Annotated in this window: 9 protein-coding genes and 2 pseudogenes; 2 read left to right on the top strand and 9 right to left on the bottom strand. The window is 73.5% G+C overall.

The window, feature by feature from the left end; all coding sequences use genetic code 11:
- A pseudogene (locus ACZ4WH_RS31240) lies at positions 1-4,400 on the bottom strand (hypothetical protein); the annotation flags it as partial.
- A gap of 129 nt (positions 4,401-4,529) precedes the next feature.
- Entirely contained in the window at positions 4,530-4,895 is a 366-nt protein-coding gene (locus ACZ4WH_RS31235) for a hypothetical protein (RefSeq protein WP_468187153.1), read from the bottom strand.
- Positions 4,896-5,351: 456 nt separating this feature from the next.
- Here ACZ4WH_RS31235 and ACZ4WH_RS31230 point away from each other — a divergent pair, with 456 nt between their 5' ends.
- The gene (locus ACZ4WH_RS31230) at positions 5,352-7,199 is read left to right on the top strand and encodes a serine/threonine-protein kinase (RefSeq protein ID WP_468187151.1); all 1,848 of its coding nucleotides are present in this window, start codon (positions 5,352-5,354) and stop codon (positions 7,197-7,199) included.
- A gap of 63 nt (positions 7,200-7,262) precedes the next feature.
- The gene (locus ACZ4WH_RS31225) at positions 7,263-8,678 is read left to right on the top strand and encodes a hypothetical protein (protein ID WP_468187149.1); all 1,416 of its coding nucleotides are present in this window, start codon (positions 7,263-7,265) and stop codon (positions 8,676-8,678) included.
- 69 nt (positions 8,679-8,747) lie between these two features.
- On the opposite strand, the gene ACZ4WH_RS31220 is transcribed toward ACZ4WH_RS31225, so the two are convergent.
- The 7 genes and pseudogenes from ACZ4WH_RS31220 to ACZ4WH_RS31190 form a co-directional block, all read right to left on the bottom strand.
- Positions 8,748-9,185 (bottom strand): YbaB/EbfC family nucleoid-associated protein, encoded by a 438-nt coding sequence (locus ACZ4WH_RS31220; RefSeq protein ID WP_468187147.1) that lies wholly within the window; start codon positions 9,183-9,185, stop codon positions 8,748-8,750.
- Positions 9,186-9,365: 180 nt separating this feature from the next.
- Positions 9,366-12,551, bottom strand: coding sequence for a hypothetical protein (locus tag ACZ4WH_RS31215; protein ID WP_468187145.1), 3,186 nt, complete (start codon positions 12,549-12,551; stop codon positions 9,366-9,368).
- 41 nt (positions 12,552-12,592) lie between these two features.
- On the bottom strand, positions 12,593-13,237 hold the full coding sequence (locus ACZ4WH_RS31210) for a hypothetical protein (RefSeq protein ID WP_468187143.1): 645 nt from the start codon (positions 13,235-13,237) through the stop codon (positions 12,593-12,595).
- 2 nt (positions 13,238-13,239) lie between these two features.
- Positions 13,240-13,527, bottom strand: a complete 288-nt coding sequence (locus tag ACZ4WH_RS31205; protein WP_468187141.1) for a WXG100 family type VII secretion target — start codon at positions 13,525-13,527, stop codon at positions 13,240-13,242.
- Between the two features lie 68 nt (positions 13,528-13,595).
- Complete coding sequence (locus tag ACZ4WH_RS31200; RefSeq protein ID WP_468187140.1) at positions 13,596-13,934, bottom strand: WXG100 family type VII secretion target; 339 nt, start codon at positions 13,932-13,934, stop codon at positions 13,596-13,598.
- A gap of 230 nt (positions 13,935-14,164) precedes the next feature.
- Positions 14,165-17,464, bottom strand: coding sequence for a right-handed parallel beta-helix repeat-containing protein (locus tag ACZ4WH_RS31195; RefSeq protein ID WP_468187138.1), 3,300 nt, complete (start codon positions 17,462-17,464; stop codon positions 14,165-14,167).
- A pseudogene (locus ACZ4WH_RS31190) lies at positions 17,461-19,281 on the bottom strand (hypothetical protein); the annotation flags it as partial. The pseudogene ACZ4WH_RS31190 and the gene ACZ4WH_RS31195, both read right to left, overlap by 4 nt.

Genomic DNA, 19,281 nt, shown 5'->3' with positions numbered 1-19,281 from the left:
TCCGTCTCACCGGTACCGGCCGCGCCCTGCACCGGGCGGGCCGCCTGACCCGCATCGGCCAGGCGGGAGAGCTGCCGCCCCAGCTCCTCAGCCTCCCGCGTGAGGGGGTGATCGGGTCCCGGGTCGGGCAGGTGCGTCGCCTCGGTGTCCGCCGACTGCCACATGCGATGGGCCAGGACGTGGACGGCGTCGTCGTAGGCGTCGGTGTACTTGGGGCCCGCCTCCTTGAAGTTCGCCCGGGAGTGGTGCCTGGCCAGCAGGTTCAGCGCCTTCCGGAACACCTCCCCCCCATGCTGCTCGCCCAGGTCAGACAGCGCCGTACGGGCCCGCAGCGCCTGGTCCAACCAGTCAGAGGTCTCGATGCCGGCCAGGGTCTCCTCGGGCCGCCGGGCCGCCGGACGGTTCTCCCGGACGACGGTGCCTCCCTGCGCCGTACCGTTCTCGGTCCGCTCCCCTTCGGGACCCTGCCCGACGGATCCCCTGCCGGGGCCTCCGTCGCCACCCGTCTCGGGGACCGGCCGGCTCCCGAACACCGCCTCCGTGCCAGGGGCTTCGCGGAACTGGTCGCGCAGCAGGCTCGCGAGCGATCCGGCCGCCGTGTCCCCGTACGCGCGCAGTTCCTCGGCGACGAGATGCACCATCGTGTCCAGCATCTCGTGATGGGGGGCCTCCGGGCGCAGCTGCGGGTCGAGGGCCGGGAAGAGAGTGACGTCCGAGACGATCCCCTGTGCACGGGCGAGCAGGAACGCGGCTTCGGGCTCGTCCTCGTTCTGCAACCGCTGCCGCGCCCCGGCCGTCTCCCGCTTCCAGTACTCGCTCTGCCAGGGAAGCTCCGCTTGCGACGTGGACGCCAGACGTGTCCAGGCTCGCTGACGCTCCCGGACACGGAGGTCGTGCGCCAGGTCGGCGACGTCGATCGCCTCGCGCCGCCCGTCGCTCCCGGCATCTTCCGCCGCCCGGGCCTCCTTGAGCGCCTCGCCCCACCGGCCGGCCGGCGCCTTGCCCTCGCGACGTTCCCGCGCGTCCGCCGGCGACAGGGAACCGTCGTCCGGACCCTCCTCCACCGCACCGAGCCGTTCGGCGCCGTCGGGGGAACGGCGGACCGGGGTGCGGGCGGCCGGATCACCGGCCTGTGCCGTGCGGTCGAAACCCGCTGCTGCTGCCGGCGCCCCCCGCGGGTCGAGGCCGGGCAGGGGTGCGGCGGTGGAGCCGTCGGTGATCCGGCCGAGCCCGGTGTCGCGGCTGCCGCCGGGCAGTCCGGTCTGCCGGGCGGGGTCGAACGAGATGCCGAACTCGGCGGTGAGCCGGCGGCCGAGGGTTTCGGCGCGGCGCGAGAGCGGGTGGTCGTCGGGCAGCCGACCCGACTCCGGTGCCGTGATCTTCAGTTCGAGCGCGTGGTGGGCGAGGACCAGGGCGGCTTCCTCGTGCCGGGCCGCGTAGGCGTCACCGGGTTCACGGATCGGGGACGGCTGCGGGGCATAGCGGCTGAGCGCCGAGCCCACCATGCGCCATAGCGAGGCCGTACGGGCGTACGGCCTCGTCGCCACGCGGGCGCGGTCGACCAGTTCCTCCCAGTTCGCATCAGCCGGGTCCGGATGACCGGGTTCCTCGGGCGACACGCCTTCGGCGGGCGGGCCGGGACGCCGTTCCTCCGCGGCCGGCCGGTCCGCAGGCGGGATCGCCGCACCGGCGGTCGCAGTCGCCGCGGTGGTTCCGGTAGGTGTCCCGGTCGCGGGCGTGAGCGTGGTATGGAAGCCGGAAAGGGGCGTGCCGGAGGGGCCGGTCTCGGTGACAGGCCGGGGACCCGGGCCCGCCTCGGTGACAGGCCGGACACCCGGGCCGGCCTCAGTGGCAGGCCGGATGCCCGGGCCGGTCTCGGTGACAGGCCGGGGACCCGGGCCCGCCTCGGTCACAGGCCGGACACCCGGGCCCGCCTCGGTCACAGGCCGGACACCCGGGCCGGTCTCAGTGGCAGGCCGGGGAACCGGGCCGGTTTCGGTGACAGGCCGGGGGCCCGGCAGCGGGCTCCCGACCGTACCGGTGCCGGCGTCGGACGTCTCCGTGGCGGGGCGCGTGCCGGTGTGGCTGGTCAGCGCCTTGGCCAGCTCCTGGTCCAGCGTGGCGCGCCGCTCGTTCCAGTCGGCGAGCCGGTCGTCCAGCGGGCCGGGACCGTTCGGATCGTCCCCGGGACGCAGGAATGTGGCATCGAACAGTTCCCCGGCGGTCTTGGCGTGATGGTCGATGATCCTCTCGGCGGCCGACGCGGGCAGACCCGCCGCACCCGCCAGAGCACGGGCGCTGTCCCGCGCCGCGTCCTGGGCGTGGTCCCGCGCCACCGCGAGAGCCACATGACGCTCAGCGCCCTCCGCCGGAAGCGCCTGCCGCATCACATCCGCCACGGACATCCGATCAGGGCTGCCACCGCCGACCGCGATCCGCGTCACGTGCCGCAGCAGGGCGTCGGCCGCCGAGCCGGAGGACGTCTCCAGCGCCTGTGCGGTCCACTGATCGATCCGCCGGCCCGCCTCCACGCTCAGGCCGAGCACCGCCCCCTGCTGCACATCGAGTGGCACCTCGGCGGAGTGCGTCGCGGCGGTGTCCGCCAGCCCGAAGGCATGCGAGAACTCCGCGCCCAGGCCCGGCACAGCCTGCTGCCAGGTGCCCCCCGCCACGGCCCGCTCCACGTCGCCCAGGGCGTGAGTGACCGCCAGTTCCTTCGCCGACTGCGCCACCACATGCACCGGAAGCTGCGCCACATGCCCGCGCACCTCCCTGTGCCAGGTCCGCAGCGCGTCACCGGCCGCCGAGCCGTCGCCGCCGAACGGGCTCGGCTCACCGAACACGGCATGGTGCGCCGCGACCACATGCTCCCCGAAGGCACGGCGCAGCACCGCGTGGCCGAACGGCGACAACTGCCCGGCAGCCGCACCGTCCGATCCGTCACCGCCCGCGCTCTCCCCGGGCGCGACCGGCGCCGGCACCGCCTGGTCGAAGGCGTGCAGTGCGCTGTGGATCCGCTCGTCACGCTCCGCGGCGGCGGTCAGCATCCCGTCGAGGCCGGTGTGCCCGTGCTCCCCGCCGAGACCCGCCAGCTCCAGTACCCGGTCGGCGGTCGCGCCCAGCTCCCCGTTGCCCGCCGCCTGGACGTAGTCACCCGTGCGCAGCCGTTCCTCGACCGACTGCGCGACGTACCGGTGCACCCGCACGGCCGCGCCGTCGTCCAGCCCGGCCGCCGCGGGCGAGTGCTGCCAGGCCGTGAACGCGGCGTCCAGCCGCTGCTGTGCCCGGTGGTTCGCCAGCTCCTCGACCGCCCACCGGCGCAACTGGGCCGCGCTCGGCACCCCCTCGCCGGCGGCACCGTCCGCGCCGCGCGCCCGGGCACCCTCGGCCGCACCGGCGTACGCGGCGACGGCCCGGGAAGCCACCCGGTCGACAACCGGTTCCGGCAAGCCTCCCTGGCCCTTCACCCACCCCTCGAAACCCGATATCAGTGGCTGGGGGACATCCGCCCGCTCCGCCGCGGCCCGCCAGCCCTCCTCGTCGCCGCCGGTGCCGGAGCCTTCCCACACCGACCGCACCGCGGCGCCGTTGCGGGAGTCCTCGGGCAGCTTCACCCCGTCGAACGCGTCCCACTCCCCCGAAGCAACCAGCCCGGGATCCACCTTCCAGCCCAGCCCACCCCCCAGGCTTTCCAGGTGCAGACCACCATGGCCGTGCCGGCCGCCGCTGGGAAGACTGCCGAAGAAGCCGGCGGCGATCCCCTCACCGGCACCCGTGGTGTCACCGGACTGGAGAATCTGAATCCCCGTCACGATCGCGCCGGACGTACCACCACTCAGCACGTCCCGCAGCAGGCCGCCACCGGACAGCTTCGGCATGAACACCCGCGTGAACTCGTTGAAGAGCCCGGCAAGACCGCCGCCCAGGCCGCCCCAACCCGCCATCTCCCCCACATCGCGCCAGCTCACCCGGTCCCGGAAGCCCTGCCACATCTGGACGAGCTGCACGCCCAGCTCCATCAGCCCGCCGACCACCGCGCCCGTCACCACGGTTTTCAACAGCTGCCAGGCGATCTGCCGCACCACCGCCGCCACACCCCGGGCCACCGCGACCGCGGCCTCCGGCAGCCCGAAGAACAGCAACTCCAGAACCGTGTAGATCATCCACAGCAGCTGGACCATGATCATGTACTTGGCGTACTGCACCTGCATCGCGGTGTCACGGAACGACGAACCCAGCGCACGCGCCGCCTTCACCCCTTGCGGAAGGATCTTCTTCAGCTTCCGCACATGCGCATTGAACTCTTCCGCCGTCGGCCCCTCGAGCGCATCCGACACCAGCGTCCCCGACGGACCGACCTCATGCAGAACCGCCTCAAAACGGTCCGACCAGGCATCCATGTTGTCGGCCGCCGTGCGCAACTTCTCATGCTTGATGTTCGGCCAGAACATGCCCGTCAGAACGGCCAGCAGTTTACGAAGCCAATTCGGCAGCTTCCACTCAAGGAAGCCCATCTCCGCACAACCGCCTTACGACCGGTGCGGGGACCCACCAGGCAGTCCGCCCCCGGTCCCCTCAGCCAGACGCTTCGCCGAATCGTGCGTGACCCGATCTATGTTCCTCAAGCCCTCGGTCATCACATCGAACGCTCTCATGGAGTCCTTTATCAGGTTCTCAGAGGCTTCGACGATGGCCTCAAGCCCCTCGAACTGGGAGCGCCATAGGGGATAGACAGTTTTGGAGAGGGAGTCACCGGAAGTGTCGAGGGTGTCGAACACGTCGTGCTTGATCGTCTGCAGCTCCGTCGAGCGATCATCGATCTTGCTGTCCTTGTTCTCCCACTGGCGCAGGGCCTGCCCCAGCCGCTGAGGATCAGCTCCGGTCCTCCTGCTCACCTGCTACCTCCGTGACGACGTACGGGCTCCATGACGTGCACCGGGCATCCCGGATCACCCGGCCCGGGGCCGGCTCTCGGCTCTCCGAACCCGTCGCAAGCTAACTCAGCCGCCGGTCACGCGGGTTGCCAGCAGCGGCCCTCGGACCAGGGTCGAGCCGTTCGTACCAGCCGCTCTGCCCTTTCGTCTCCGATCCAAGCGGCGTACACGCCGTGCGGGGGCAGCTGTCCGGAGCCTTCCCGCACTGCACGCCCCAGTTGAGGCCGGGTCAGGGCATGCCATGGGCCCGCCCGCAGGCCCGGGCGGGCGCGCGGGCGACCGCACCCGGGCGGAGCCGCCCTGCGCTATGTTCCGGCGGGTGACACTCACTGCACCCTTCGACAGACTGCTGTTCCTGGGGAGCCTCGGTGTGTCCCGCGAGCGAGCCGGCGACCGCCGCCGTCGGCAGGGGCGCCGGTGAGCGGGCGTTTCGGCCGACGTGCCGCCGCCCGCGGCGGTGCCGGGCAGCTGGAGATCAGCGAGGCGCACGGCGTACAGCTCGTCCATGCCGTCGGCCGGCCGGCCGAGGCGCTGACCGAGATGGCCGCGCGGTTACGCACCACCGCCGAGGAGATCACGGTCCTGGTGAGCGCCGGATTCGGCGATCCGGAGGCACTCTGCGCCCGGCTGCATCCCGTCCTGGCGAAGACCTCGTCGGCGGCGGGACGGCTGGTCCGCCTGGTCATGTCCGGCGGGGCGGCGGAGTCGGCGGGCCGTCCCGCGCCCGCCCGTGTGCTCAGCGACGCCCTGGGAACGGACGTACTGGCGCCGCTCGGCGCGGCGCTGGTCACTCCGGGCGGCACCCTGTTCGCGCCCGGTCTGCCGGGGCGTCCCGGCGTTTGGCGGCGCTTCTCGCCCGGTCGCGAGCCGGTGTCCGCCGGTGCCCGTCACCCCGCGCCCCGGTGGCAGCCGGCGGTGGAGCGGGTCGTACCGACCGTCGCGGGCGGTTGTGTCGTGGAGCAGGTGCCCGCCGGACTGCTCATCCTGCCCGCGGGCACTCCGCCGGAGGGGGTCGAGGCGTTGCGGTACGCCGTGCCGCCGGACGCGGATCGGCCGCTCCTGCTCGTCGGTGCCGCGCACACCCGCGCCGTTCCGGCGCAGGCCGTCGCCGACGTGCTGGCCGCGCTGCCCGCGACCGTACGGGAAACGGTGCGCCTGGTCTCCGCGGACGGCAGCGATCTGCTCCCGGTGGGCCGTCAGGTGGCGGCCCTCCTCGGAGTGCCGGTGGAGGTGGGCTCGGGGCTCCCCCTGCTGGTGAGCGATCCGGCACGTCCCGCACCGACGGGACCGCTCACGCCGCGCACGATGCTGACCGACGCGGCCGGCGAGCCCACCTGGCGGCCCTACGTCGAAGAGGTCGTCTGCGAGCCGGAGGAGAGTGCCGGGAGCGCGAGGGCCACCGTACGCCTGGGCACCTGGCGGCCCCCGGTCAGCGGGCTGCGGCCGGCGCTGGAACCGGGTGCCATGGTGCTCGACCGCAGGTGGCAGGTCGTCGTCACCCGGTCCGGTCTCTGGGTCGGCCCGAACGGCAGCCGACCGCCCGCCGAGACGGTGGCGCGGCCCATCGCGCCCGACGTGATGGCCGTGGAGATCGGCCTGCCGGACCAGGCGCTGCCCGACACGGTATGGGAACCGCTGGAGCGGCTCTTCTCGGCCCTCCAGGACGATGTGCGCGACCGCACACAGATCCGGCTGCACGGCGAGCCCAGCGACGAAGTCCTCAACGGCATGCGCCGGTTGGCGGTCCGGCACGGGCTCGCTCTGGCGCCCCGCGGCTGGCAGGACACCGAGGCGCACGCGCTTCCCGGTCCCGGTCCCGCCACAGCGGTGGCGTCCGAACCCCTGCCGTCCGTTCCGCCGCTGTCCGAACCGCCGGTGTCCGTCGCGACGACGGCTGCGCCGCCGGACCCGGACTCGTCGGACGCGGAACCGGCCGAGCCGTACGCGGCGGACACGGACGAGTCCCCCGTCGAGCCGGCCGGAGCCACGGCGGAAACAGAGGTCCCGGCCACGGCGGAAGCACCGGCCGGTACGACGCTCCCGGAGGCCCCCGGCGAGCGCGCGGAGCGGGATCCGGACGCCGCCCCCGGACCGTCGGGCCGTCCGGCAACGGAGGAATCCGCCGCGGTCCGGCGGCCCGTCACTCCGGCTCCCCGCGCCGGGGAGGCCGTCGCCATCACCTTCACGCCTCCGGCGACGGTGCCGGGGGTGCCCGCCGTCTCCCCCGCCGGCCCGGAGCCGTCCACCCGTGGCCCGGTGTCCTGACGACGTCATCGCCACAGCCGGGCCCGAACCAATGTGCAACCGAGCAAAGGAAGAAGACGAGGGATGACACGCAGGAACCAGCCCGGCGGCCCCCCGGCCGCCGCGGCAGCCCCCGGGCAACCGCACATCCGCCGGGCCGTCGCACTGCCCCTGCACGAGGGGGACCTCGACGGAGCGGCGGTGTCCGAAGCCCTCACCCGGGGCGGGACCACGGCCGCCGAGGCGGTCGTTGCGCAGGATGCGGAGAATGTACGACCCGTGGTGACGGCGATACCCGCCGCCGCGGTGCGTGCCGAGGCCGAGGTGGCCGCCCGCACGTTCCGTCCGGACGACGGGCGGACCGGAACTCCGGACGCGGCGGCCGGCGGCCAGGCGGCGCCGGGACGGTCCACGTCCCAGACGGGCAGATCGGGACACTGGCCGCTGGTGGCCGCCGCGGCGGTCGCCGGTGCGGTCCTGGTCTCCGTACCCCTGCTCAGCGGTGGCGAGAAGAAGACCACGGGCGCCGACGCGCTCGACCCGGTCGCGGTAGCCGGCGCCAAGCACGGGGCCGACGGAGGTCCCACATCGGCGCCGGTTCCCGACGGCAGTGCCGGCGCGGACGTCACCTTCCCCGCGCCCACGACGCCGACGACGGCTCCGCGGGCCGGTGCCCCGGCGGCGCTGCCGGGCGACGGCCGGCACGGCTCGGCGACCAGGACGACGACAGGGCACGGAGACAAGGCGGCCGAACAGGCCGGCGCCCGCGAACCGGGCCGATCCGGCGGCAGGCCCCGGCCGACGCCGTCGGACGGATCCGTGAGCCTGCTCTCGGCACCCGCGCGCTCCGCCGAACGGGCCGCGCAGGCGAAGGAGTCGTCCTCAGCGGGCACCGCTCAGCGCGACTCGGCGCGCACCGTCGCGGCTGTCGCCAAGGAGGCACAGTCCGCGCAGAAGCCGCGGACGGCCGTGCGCACCGCCACCACGGCGTCGCGCACGGCGGCTGCCCGAACCGCGCACCCGCAGACGTCCGCCGCGCGACAGACGCAGAGCCAGACGCAGAGCCGGAGCCAAACCCAGACCCACGCACCGACGCAGACGCGGACGTCGACTCAGGCAAGGACGCGCACCGCGACGCAGTCGCACTCCACCACGCAGCGGGACTGGTCGACCAAGGTCGTCAACGCCACCTACGTCCTGCACTCCGGGGAGTCCGTCGCCTCCAACCGGATGCGGATCACCATGCGAACCGACGGTGCCCTGGTCATCTCGGACGAACACGGCACGGTCCGCTGGTCCTCCCACACCCACGGCAGCGGCAACTACGCCGTCTTCCAGGACGACGGCAACCTCGCCGTCTACAGCGCCAACCACACCAGTCTGTGGACGTCCGGCACCGCGGGCAACGCCGGTGCCGAACTCGTCATCCAGAACGACGGGAACGTGGTGATCCTCTCCCGGTCCGGCAGCGCCGTGTGGGCGGCCGGCACCGCGCACTGACCTGTCACAGCACCTACGGAACTCCCGTTTCCCACGCCGACGGCGTTACGGGGAACGGGAGTTCACGCTTCAGTCCTCTTCGAACCGGTCCGAGCCGGTGAACCCGTGCTCCAGGTAGTCGCGCACCAGGTCGCTGGTCTGAGGATCGTTGGGCAGGATGCTGTCCATGTCGACGTCGCCGGTCAGCAGCTCGGACGGCTTGAGGCCGAAGAGCATCTGACCCAGGGGCAGTTCGTCGACCTGCTGAAGGGCCTGGGCGCGCGCCTCGGAGATCGTGGTCCGGATGAGGTCGCCCAGTTCCTTGGGGGTCATACGGCGGAACGCGCCGGTCGGGAAGTCGATCTCGGTGACCTCGCCCCTGGCGGAGACGGTGACCTTCACCTCGCGTCGCCGGGAAGTCGCGGTACCGGTGACGGCGTTGATACGACGGCGGTTCTCCTCCGCTTCCTCCCTCTCCTTGCGGTAGTCAGCGAGTAGCTGCTCTATCTCCTGCTCGTACCCCGACACCTGTCACTCCCCGGTCACGCGCCGCCGCGTCTGTCAGCGTGCCCGCGAAGGGCAGCGGGGCGGCGGTCCATTCCTTCGCAGACAACAGCAGGGCCGACGGACCGTGCCACGGCCTCGCCCCCGGATGGCCCTTTCTTACCTCTCATCGTGCCCGCGCGTACCGGCCGTTCCGGACCGTCGTCAGCCCAGGTCGTCGTCGCCGCCGGGATCGCCCCACACGTCCCGGCGCTGCACCAGCAGGTCCGCGAAGGTGGGCTCCTTCTGCTCCTCCTCGTCGCCTTGCTCCGCTTCCGCCTCGCTCTCCTCACGTGCCTGGAGCGCCTGGAGCTGCTCCGAGGAGACGTCGCCGCACAAGGGCCGGTCGGAGCCCAACGGGACCACTCCGTTCGACGACGACGGCACGCCACCGGCACGGCTGGGCTGCCACGCCACCCGCCCGGGCGCGGTCTGTGCGACGGCGACGTCCGCGGCCACGCCCGACCAGGCCTCGGGCGCTTCGCTGGAATACCGGGAGCGCGGCGTGTCGCCGTCGTCCGCCGGTTCCTCCGCCTTCGCCGCCGCGATCAGGAAGGGCATCAACGTGCCGTCGGTCCGGTCCCAGGCGGAGGTGTCCTCGGGATCCTCGGCGATCCCCGGTGCAGTCGCCGGTGGCCCGGCCTGCGCACCGCCGCGTCCCGCGTGCGCGGACAGGGTGGCCGCGGCGCCGAGGGCAGCGGCCCCCAGTGCCGCGGCGGCCACACCGGCCTCTCCGGGAGAGGGGTACGCGGCAGAAGCACTCTGCGTGGAGGCGTCCGGCGTGGGCACGGCGGTCGCGGTGAGGGGTCCTGCCGGGGCACCGGTGCCCGGGACATCGGCGCCCGGGACATCGGCGCCCGGGACATCGGTCCCGGTGACATCGGTCCCGACGGCCCGATCCGGAACGTCGCCCTGGTCCACGTCGCCCCACGCGCTCGCCGACAGCACCGACTCACCGCCCGGCCCGCTCGCATGGGCCTCCCGCCCGGTGCCGGTGGCGCGGTTCTCGCTGCCGGCGGCCTGCGCGGGGGTGCCGGGCGCCGAGCCCCACAGCATGGCCGGGGCGCCCGTGACGGGCAGATCCAGGGCCGTCTCTCCGGCTCCGGCCGTTACCGCTCCCACGACCGGCTCGGAGGGATCCTCGCCGCCCGCCTCGTCGGTCCATGACCGGCCGTCCGGCTCCAGGAGACCGGAGGAGTCCGGCGGCTCGGCCACCGCGCTCTGCCCCGTACCGGCACCCGCACCACCGAACCCACCCATACCCGGCATGTACGGCATCCCGGCACCAGCCGCAGCCGCCGCACTCCCGCCGGCCTCCTCCGCACCGGCGAACTCCGCCGGAGTCGACTCCGGCAGATCCAGACCCGACACCTCCCCGGCCGCACCCGGCTCCACCGGCGCACCACCGAACTCCGACACATCCCCCGCACCACCCACGCCCTCGCCCCACGGAACCGACGACGCGTCCAACAACCCCGCCGCATCAGGCGGTTCCGCCACCCCGTTCTGCGCCGTACCCGCACCACCGACCCCACCCATACCTGGCATGTACGGCATCCCGCCACCAGCCACAGCCGCCGAACGCTCATCGGCGCCTTCCGCACCGGGGAACTCCGCCGGAGTCGACTCCGGCAGATCCAGACCCGACACCTCCCCAGCCCCCGCACCCGGCTCCACCGGCGCACCACCGAACTCCGACACATCCCCCGCACCACCCACGCCCTCGTCCCACGGAACCGACGACGCGTCCAACAACCCCGCCGCATCAGGCGGTTCCGCCACCCCGTTCTGCCCCGTACCCGCACCACCGACCCCACCCATACCCGGCATGTACGGCATCCCGGCACCACCCTGCTGCTGCCCCACCCCAACCCCCGCCTCGCTCAAACCGGGGAACTCCGCCGGAGTCGTCTCCGGCAGGGTGCCCGGCGACTCCAGGGCGACGTTGCCCGGCAGCGCCGACGGTATCGCCGCGTCGGCGGGCAGGTCGGCCGCGCCCACCGCCGGCAGGCCGTCAGCCGTACCGAGACCGAGGTCGCCCGGGTAGTCCTGGGGCAGGCCGGCCTCGTCGAAGGGTGACACCGACGCGTCCGTGAGGCCGCTGCTCGTCGACGGCACGGCGGCCGTGTCAGTCGGCAGGCCGGTCAGGCCGGGGAAGGGCGCGGCCGTGAAGGCCGACGGGGTCTGGGCGCCCTCGCCCAGGCTCGTGTCCCCGGGGAAGGCCGCCGCGTCCCCCGGCAGTGTGCTCGTGTCGCCGGGGTAGGGGCTGACCGCGAAGTCGCTGGGCAGGTCGCCGCCCGGGAAGGCGCTGGTGTCACCGGGGAAGGGGCTGGCGGAGGGGTCGAGGCCGTCGAGGCCTCCGGGGCTGAGGGCCGCGTCCATGTTGCCGGTGTCGAAGGGCGGTACGTCGCCCAGTCCGCCGCCGATGTCGGTGGGCAGGGTGCTGCCGGGGAAAGGCGTCGCCGAGCCTCCGGGATCAGTGAGCCCGGGTATGTTCGAGAGGTCTCCGCCGGCTCCGGGCAGGCCGTCGCCGCCGCCCGCGCTCAGACTGCCGCCGAGCGGAGGGACGTTCACGCCGTCGCCGCCGCCCAGGTCCGGGGGCGGCTCCACCTTCGGCGGGGTCACGTCCCCGTCGCCGCCGGGTTTCGGGCTGTTCACCGGGTCGGGGAGTTTGACGCTGTCGACGGTGAAACCGTAGGCGTGGTCCAAGGCGACGGCGACCTTGTACATGTCGTCGGTCATCATCTTGTCGAGCCGCTGGTTGCCGACCCAGACGTCACCGATGGGTACCCGGCCGTCCTTCATCGCCGAGACCTTCTGCCCGTGCCACTTCCCGTACTTCAGGGATATGTCCGCGTAGTAGTGATCGATCTGGACGATGGCGTCCTGGGCCCACTTCAGAGCCGCGGCGTTGTTGGAGAGCTGCTGCGGCACCGAAGTGTGCCCCGTTCGACCGCCCGACAGCGCGTCGGCCGCCGCCGCGATGCGCTTCGAGAAGTTGTCCACGGTGTCGTGGAAGACGTCGGCCGCGTCCCCCTTCCACGGACCGTCGGGGCCGGCCAGCGCCTTCGTCTGGTCCGCCATCACCTGCGCGACCTGAGCAAGCGTGCGCTGCACCAGGTTGAAGGCCACCGCGGCGTCTTCGAGGGACTGGGGATCGGAGATCTTGTGAGTCAGATCCGCGTTCTGCTGGGAGTTGTCTCCCTGGGTGCTGCCGAGGATGGCGGCGGCGAACTGCTTCCAGTCCCAGCCCGTGATGTCGTCGTTCGGTATCTCGTCGCTGAGGTTGGGGAAGATGGCACCGTCGTCATGCTCCTGAAACCCACCGGTGTTGTACTTGTCCTCGGGCATGGTGTGCTTCCTCGTTCCTGCGTCGACGGTGCCCGGTCAGGTCAGCTGCCGCTGCCGCTTCCCTTGCCGCCGCCACTTCCGCTGCCGCTCTTCGAACCGCCGCCCAGGTGCTCGCTGAGCTGGTCGAAATCGGCCGACGGCTCCTTCAGGTAGTTCTCCAGGTCGGTGGCCGCCATCTTGTTGGCGTCCTCAAGGCGGGCGTACTTCTTGGCCATGTCCCGCATGGCGGCGACCAGGGCCGTGATCCCGTCCTTGACGTCTGTCAGCGCGCTTTGGTACGACCCTCTGAGCGCGGAGTCGTCGTCCTTGACGTCGGTGACGTTCCCGTTGACCTTGACACGCATCTTCCTGGCGGCGGGCAGACCACCGGGTGCGACCAGCACCGTGTCCAGCTTCTGCTTGGCCGCGTCCAGGGCGGGAAGGGCACGCTCCAGGTTCGAGGCGTAGAGGAGCATGGACGGCGTGTCCACGGACGTGTGTTTGCCGTCGCTGCCGCCGCCGGGGATGGACGGCGGAGGGAACACGTTCCCCTTGCTGTCGTAGACGGTCCCCGTCGTATGCGGCTGGAAGTCTCCACCCCAGCTGTGAACTTCCGGCTGATCCTCCGGAGGGGTGCTTTCGTCACCTCCGTGGACCGTGATCGGAGTGCCACTGCCCCCGGTGGTGATGACCTGGGTGTCGGCCATGGCTAGGCACCCCACATCCGCATGCCCTGCTGCTCACCGGAGGTGTAGGCGGCGTTGATGTGGCCGAGCGTGGTGGTGGCGGTGTTGGCGAGCTGGGCCATGTGGGCCGCGGCCCCGTCCCACTGGGCCTTCACCTGGGTGTAGACCTCCTGGGCCTCGCTTGTCCACTGGCTGAGGTGGATCTTCGTCTCGTTGTCGAGCTGCTCCAGGGTGGCCAGGAGCTGACTGGTGATCGCGGACATCTCACCCACGATGGTGTCCACGTTCGAACGGTCGACGGAGTACGTCATCTTCTTGCCTCTCGGAGATGGAGTGAGTTCCGCAATGGCCGGCCGGGAAGAAGCCGTGGCCCCACGGGCTAGATGGGGAAAGCGGGCAGGGCCGGAGTCGCCATCGACTGCGCGACCGCGCCCGCCTGGGACTCGGTGCCCGCGTGCACGTTGCCGTACAGGTGGGTGTTGCTCGCCAGGGTCTCCAGCATGCGCTGGAGGGCCTGGCACACCCGCTGGTACTCCGACAGCCATTCCGTCATGGCGCGGAGGTACACCGTGGCCGCGTCACCGGACCAGCTCGCGATCAGAGAGGTGATCTGGGTCTCCATCTGCGTACGGGTCCTGCTCGTCTCGTCGACGGCGGTCTGGAAGGCCCCCTGCGCGGCGACCATTCCCTGGATGTCGACGTTCGTCTTCTGTGCCATGTCCTGCCCTTCGTCTCGAACCGCGTTCGGGCGGGCGCGAGCCTCAGTTCGCACCTGCCGACGAACCTTGTGCCATCATCGAGCGGCTGCCGGGCCCGCTTTCGGCGCGGCGGCCGATGAGGTCCGGCTGCCTGCCGACTCTGCCTGTTTGTCTCTGTCCGGAGCCGCGGACGCCGAGGTATGGGCGCACGGTGGACCGCTCCCCGGGCGACCGGAGACACCCCTCGCGCTCACGGCAGCGGCACCGTCTCCACGCGCCGTGCGGAGCCGGGCCCGGCCTCGTCGGCGGCGTCCGCCGCTCCCGGTTCCGGTCCGGTCAGCACCCCCGCCGCGTGCAACTCCGCGAGGGACACCGCGGGCGAGCCGACGCGGCGGCCCAGCAGGTCCGCGAGCCGGTGCGCGCCGAACGCTCCGCCCTGCGGGGGACGCCGGCCGAACTCGGCCAGCAGCGCGGCCCCCGCCTCCTCGGTCAGCTCCGCTCCACAGCCGCGCAGCCTGCGTCCGACCACACCCACCAGCTCTTCCGCGGAGTACGGCTGGAGACGCACGTACTCGGCGAAACACGCGGCCAGGGCGTCCTGTTCGCGCAGCAGTCGCACCAGGTGCGGAGCCGAGCCGCTCAGCACCGCCACCGGGCCGTCCGGCCGGGCGAGGGCCGCCGTCACCGCCTCGACGACCGCGCCGCGTTCGGATTCGTCCCGGTGGGCGAACGCCGGATCGACGTCGAGCAGCAGGACGCCTCCCGCGCTCTCCTCCCGGGCCGCGAGCAGCCAGGACAGGGGCTGTTCCGGCCAGGCGGCACCCACCCGCGACAGCGGTACCCGGTGCACGCGGCCCGTCGTCGTCAGGCCCAGTTCGGCCAGGCCGCAGGCATAGCGGGCCGCCAGCGCGCGGCGGCCGGAGCCGGGCGCGCCCTCCAGGACGACACCGGCGAGGCGGACCAGGTCCGCGGCCGGGGCCCGGCTCCCGGCCAGGTGCGCCAGCCTGGACATCAACGCCTCGCGGGCAGATGTCAGCCCGCTCATCGCCCGTAGCCGGCGCGCCGCCGCCTCCACCCGGGCGGCCAGCACCTCGGCCGGCCCGCTCACGGTCGCCGAGTCACCCGGCGCGGCGCCCTCCCCCGGCTCCTCCTGCTCCGTCCCGGTCTTCGCCACCGGCACGGTCAGGACGTCCTCGCCGGTGAGCACGCTGAGTTCGTGGTCGTCCTGGGGCGGGTCCGCCGCGAGTCGCGAGGCCTGCCGGCTGATCATCTCCTCGAACACCTGGCGGGCGACGCGGCCGTTGCCGAACGTCGGACCCTTGGGCACGTCCTCGAAGTAGCGTTGCAGAGCCTCCATGGCGCTGTCGGACAACTCGTAGTAGTGCTTGGCGCACAGCCCGCGCACGATGGTGACCAGTTCCCCGGTGCTGTAGTTGGGGAACTCCACCGAGCGGGCGAAACGGGAGGCCATGCCGGGGTTGGAGGCGAGGAACTGGTCCATCTGCTCCGAGTAGCCGGCCACGATGACCACGATCTCGTCCCGGTGGTCCTCCATCAGCTTCATCAGCGTCTCGACGGCCTCCTGCCCGAAGTCCGGGCCGGTGCCCCGGGTCTGGTTGGTCAGGGTGTACGCCTCGTCGATGAACAGCACGCCGCCCAGGGCCTTCTTGAACACCTCGGTGGTCTTGATGGCCGTACCGCCGATGATCTGGGCGACCAGGTCCGCCCGCGCGACCTCCACGATGTGGCCCTGGCTCAGGATGCCCAGTTCCGCGAGGACGGCGCCGTAGAGCCGGGCCACCGTGGTCTTGCCGGTGCCGGGCGGGCCGGCGAAGACCAGGTGTCGGCTCATCGGCGGCATCGGCAGGCCCATCTCCTGGCGCCGCTGGCTCATCTTGTTGACGTTGATCAGCCCGGTGACCTCCCGCTTGACGCTCTCCAGGCCGACGAGGGCCTCGAGTTCGGCGAGGGGTCCGACCGTGTGCATCGGGTTCACCCGGCCGGGGGCGGCGGGCGCGGTCCCGGCGGCTTCCGCGGGCAGGTCACGCAGCGTACGGCCGCCGTTGTCGCGGATGTCGCACTCGACCACGACGACGTGTTCGTCCGTCTGGGCGCGCACGCCGTCACCGGCGTTGCCGGTCAGCGCGCAGCCGGTCAGCTCGGCCCGGCCGCCGGGCGTGACGTGTACGCCATGACCGCGGGCACCGGAGACACGGCAGCCGGTCGCGTGCAGCGCCCCGCCGCCGGCCAGGCGGATGCCGTCACCGTCGGACTGACTGAACTCGCTCTCGCGCGCGGTGAGTTCGCAGTCCGTACCGACGACCACTCCGCAGTCGGAGACCACCGCCCCGACGAGCGTGGCGCGCGAGGCGCCGCCCAGGGACAGTCCCGCACCGCCCGGTACCCGCAACCGCACCCCGGTCAGCTCCGCCTCGGCCGTGTCGTCGAGGTCGATGCCGCCGGCCGCGTCGAGTTCCCCGTCGCGGATCTCCAGGCGCCCCCCACCGCGCACCACGGCCGCGAGACCCCTCCGCCCCGACACGGTGAACCGCTCCAGCAGCGCCCGGCCCGCCCCGTCCACGCGCAGCGCGGTCTGCGCGGCGTCGGTCACGTTCAGTCCCGCGCACTCGACGGAACCGTCCGCATCGACGGCGACACCCACCTGGCCGCCGCTGATCGCGCACTCCTCCAGGCGGGGCCGGGCACCGGCGGCGACGTGCACGGCGTACTCGCCCGCGCCCTCCACGGCACAGTCCCGCAGCAGCGGCGCCGCGCCGGCCCCCACGTGCACCGACCGCTGGGCCGCGCCGGTGAACCGGCAGTCCTTCAGGACCGTCTCCCCGCTGCTGGTCAGATAGGCGTCCAGCGCGGCGCTGCCGGTGACGTGCACGTCCGACAGTTCGGCACGGGCCTGCTGCTCCACCGCCAGGGCGGGCTTGGCGCACCCGTCGATCCGGCTGGCCTCGACGTCGACCCGGGCGGCGCCGTTCACGCACACCCCGTTGCCCCTGGCCCGCTCCACCTGGCAGTCGCGCACGCTCAGCCTGCCCTGCTCCGCGACCACGACGGCCGAGGAGCCGACGTCGCTGATCCGGGTGCGTTCCACCACATTGCCCCGGCCGGAGGTCACCACGACGCCGGCCCCGCGCGCGTTGCTGACCTCGCAGTCGCGCAACGCGACGGTGCCCTCGTGCCAGGCGAGCAGTCCGGCCCAGGCGGAACCGGCCACCCGGCAGCCGTCCAGGGCGGCCTGGCCGCGACGGGCGTCCACGACCGGGGCCTCGGGATCGGCTCCCGTCAGGTGCAGGCCGGACAGCGCCACCGCCTCCGCGTCCAGGACCACGGCGCTGCCCCGGTCCGCGTGGAGTTCGGGCGGCCGGGTGCTGTCCTGCGCCGTGATGGTGACCGGTACGGTGACGTGCAGGCTCTCTGCGTAGCGCCCGGGCGCCACGGTGATCAGCGCGCCCTCCCTCGCGTCACGGAGGGCCGCGGCGATGGACCGGTACCCGCCCGGCCCGTCGGACGCCACGTTCAGGACCTGCCGGCTCACGCTTCCACTCCCATGTTCGTCGTCGTACCGCCGTTCGCGGGGGCGGGCGGGTTCGGGCCGTTCACCGGCACCAGGCCCGGCGGAACACCGAGGGGCACGGCACGGCCGCCGCGCCGGGGGGACGGTTCCGCCGGACGGGACCGGTGGGTCCGCAGCAGTTCCAGTGCCTGGGACAGACCGTCCAGCGCGAGGTCGTCCAGCGGCACGCGTTGCTGCGCGGCGGCGCCGCCGTCGGGGCCGGCCTCGGAGGTGGACAGTTCGCGCAGCAGGACGGCGGGCCGGCGGCCCTCGGTGTCGGTCCGCAGCACCTTGAAGGCGGTGCCCGGCACGAAGACCACCCGGTCGGGAACGGAGGCGTCGAGCAGGCGGGTGCGCCGCGCGGTCATGGACCACAGCAGGAAGTCGACGGCGCCCGGTTCGGCGTCGGACGGATGCGTGGCCGCCACACAGAAGGACCACTCGGTGGTCCGGCGGCCCTCCTCGAACCAGGCCAGTTCGGCGGCCGTGGCACGGGCCTGGAGCAGGACGGGGCCCCGGTAGGACGGCAGCCGGAGCAGTCCGGCGGACACACAGCGCGCCAGCGGCACGTGCGGGCCGGTGGTGGCGCCGCGCACGGCGGCATCCACCGCCGCGTGATCACCGGTCAGGTACAGCCGTGCCGACGCCAGGTCGGTCATGACGTCCATGGCGTCCTCCCCCGAACCGGCCTGGAGGCCGGGGGACTCGGACATGACCCTGGAGATCGACCCGGACAGTTCGTTGAACCGGGCGCCGAACTTCTTGCGCACCCATTCCCGTTCCTGCGCGAGACCGCGGGCCGGGGGCACGGCACACGCCGCGGCGGCCGGCACCGGCTGCACCCGGACGCCCGGCGCGGCCGGGGCGGCGGCGGGCGGTGACGGCTGCCGCACCACGGGCACGGCCCGCTCCTCCGGTACGGCGGAAGGCTCCGCCGGCGCCGGTACGGCCTCCGACTCCAGCCGGAGCAGACGGGGCAACGCGGGCGCGGCGGGCGCGGAACCGCCGGCTCCGCTCGCGTCGGGGTCGGCGGGCGGCACGGGAGCTGCCACGGGGGTACCCGTCACCGTACCGGGCTCGGACGGCGTCACCGGGTCACCGGACGGTGGGGCGGGGGCAGGCGGGGCCTGCGTGTCGGCACCCGGCGAGCCGGCGGGAGGCGGAGCCATGGCGTCGATGGCCGGCCGGCCGGGCGACGACGGGGCCACGGAACCGCTGGGCGACGGCCCGACGGCCGGAACCGGTGAGGGCCCGGCGGCGGCAGGCGGGGCGCCCGGTGACGGAAGGGCCGATGGCGCGGCGGCGGGTGGGGCGCCGTCGAGCTTCTCTCCCCCGGGGGGCGCCGTTCCGGGACCTGCTTCGGGTACCACGGATCGTGCGGCACCCATCGGGGCGGCGCCGCTCCCGCCCGGCACGGTGCCCGCGACGGCCGCGGACTCGGCGATGGACTCCGGGCCGGTCGGTCGCCGGTTCGAGCCGAGACGGCCGGCCGGCGAAGCGAGGGAGACCCCCGACTCGGCGCTGAAGTCCCGGGCGGCATCCGCCGCGAGGGGAACGGTCGGGAGCGGCCCGGGGGCGCTGCCCGGCTCCGTCGCGGCCGGTACCCGGCCCGACGACGGCGGGGCGTGGTGCGCGGAGGACGGCGGCCCGTACGGCCCGTCGCCGGGGGCACCCGACTCGAACGGCGGGACCGGCGACTCGGCGGCCGGGACGGCCGGACCGGTGCCGGAGACCACCGGTGGGACCGGGCGCGGAGAAGGCTGCTGCCCGTACCGCCCATCGCCGAGGGCACCCGACTC

This window comes from Streptomyces sp. NPDC029138 (assembly GCF_055564375.1).
This window is presented reverse-complemented; position numbering and strand designations above follow the sequence as displayed.

Excerpts from the sequence above, each read along its gene's own strand:
- ACZ4WH_RS31200 (WP_468187140.1), bottom strand. The coding sequence starts at position 13,934 with ATGGCACAGAAGACGAACGTCGACATCCAGGGAATGGTCGCCGCGCAG.
- ACZ4WH_RS31215 (WP_468187145.1), bottom strand. The coding sequence starts at position 12,551 with ATGCCCGAGGACAAGTACAACACCGGTGGGTTTCAGGAGCATGACGAC.
- ACZ4WH_RS31205 (WP_468187141.1), bottom strand. The coding sequence starts at position 13,527 with ATGACGTACTCCGTCGACCGTTCGAACGTGGACACCATCGTGGGTGAG.
- ACZ4WH_RS31225 (WP_468187149.1), top strand. The coding sequence starts at position 7,263 with ATGACACGCAGGAACCAGCCCGGCGGCCCCCCGGCCGCCGCGGCAGCC.
- ACZ4WH_RS31210 (WP_468187143.1), bottom strand. The coding sequence starts at position 13,237 with ATGGCCGACACCCAGGTCATCACCACCGGGGGCAGTGGCACTCCGATC.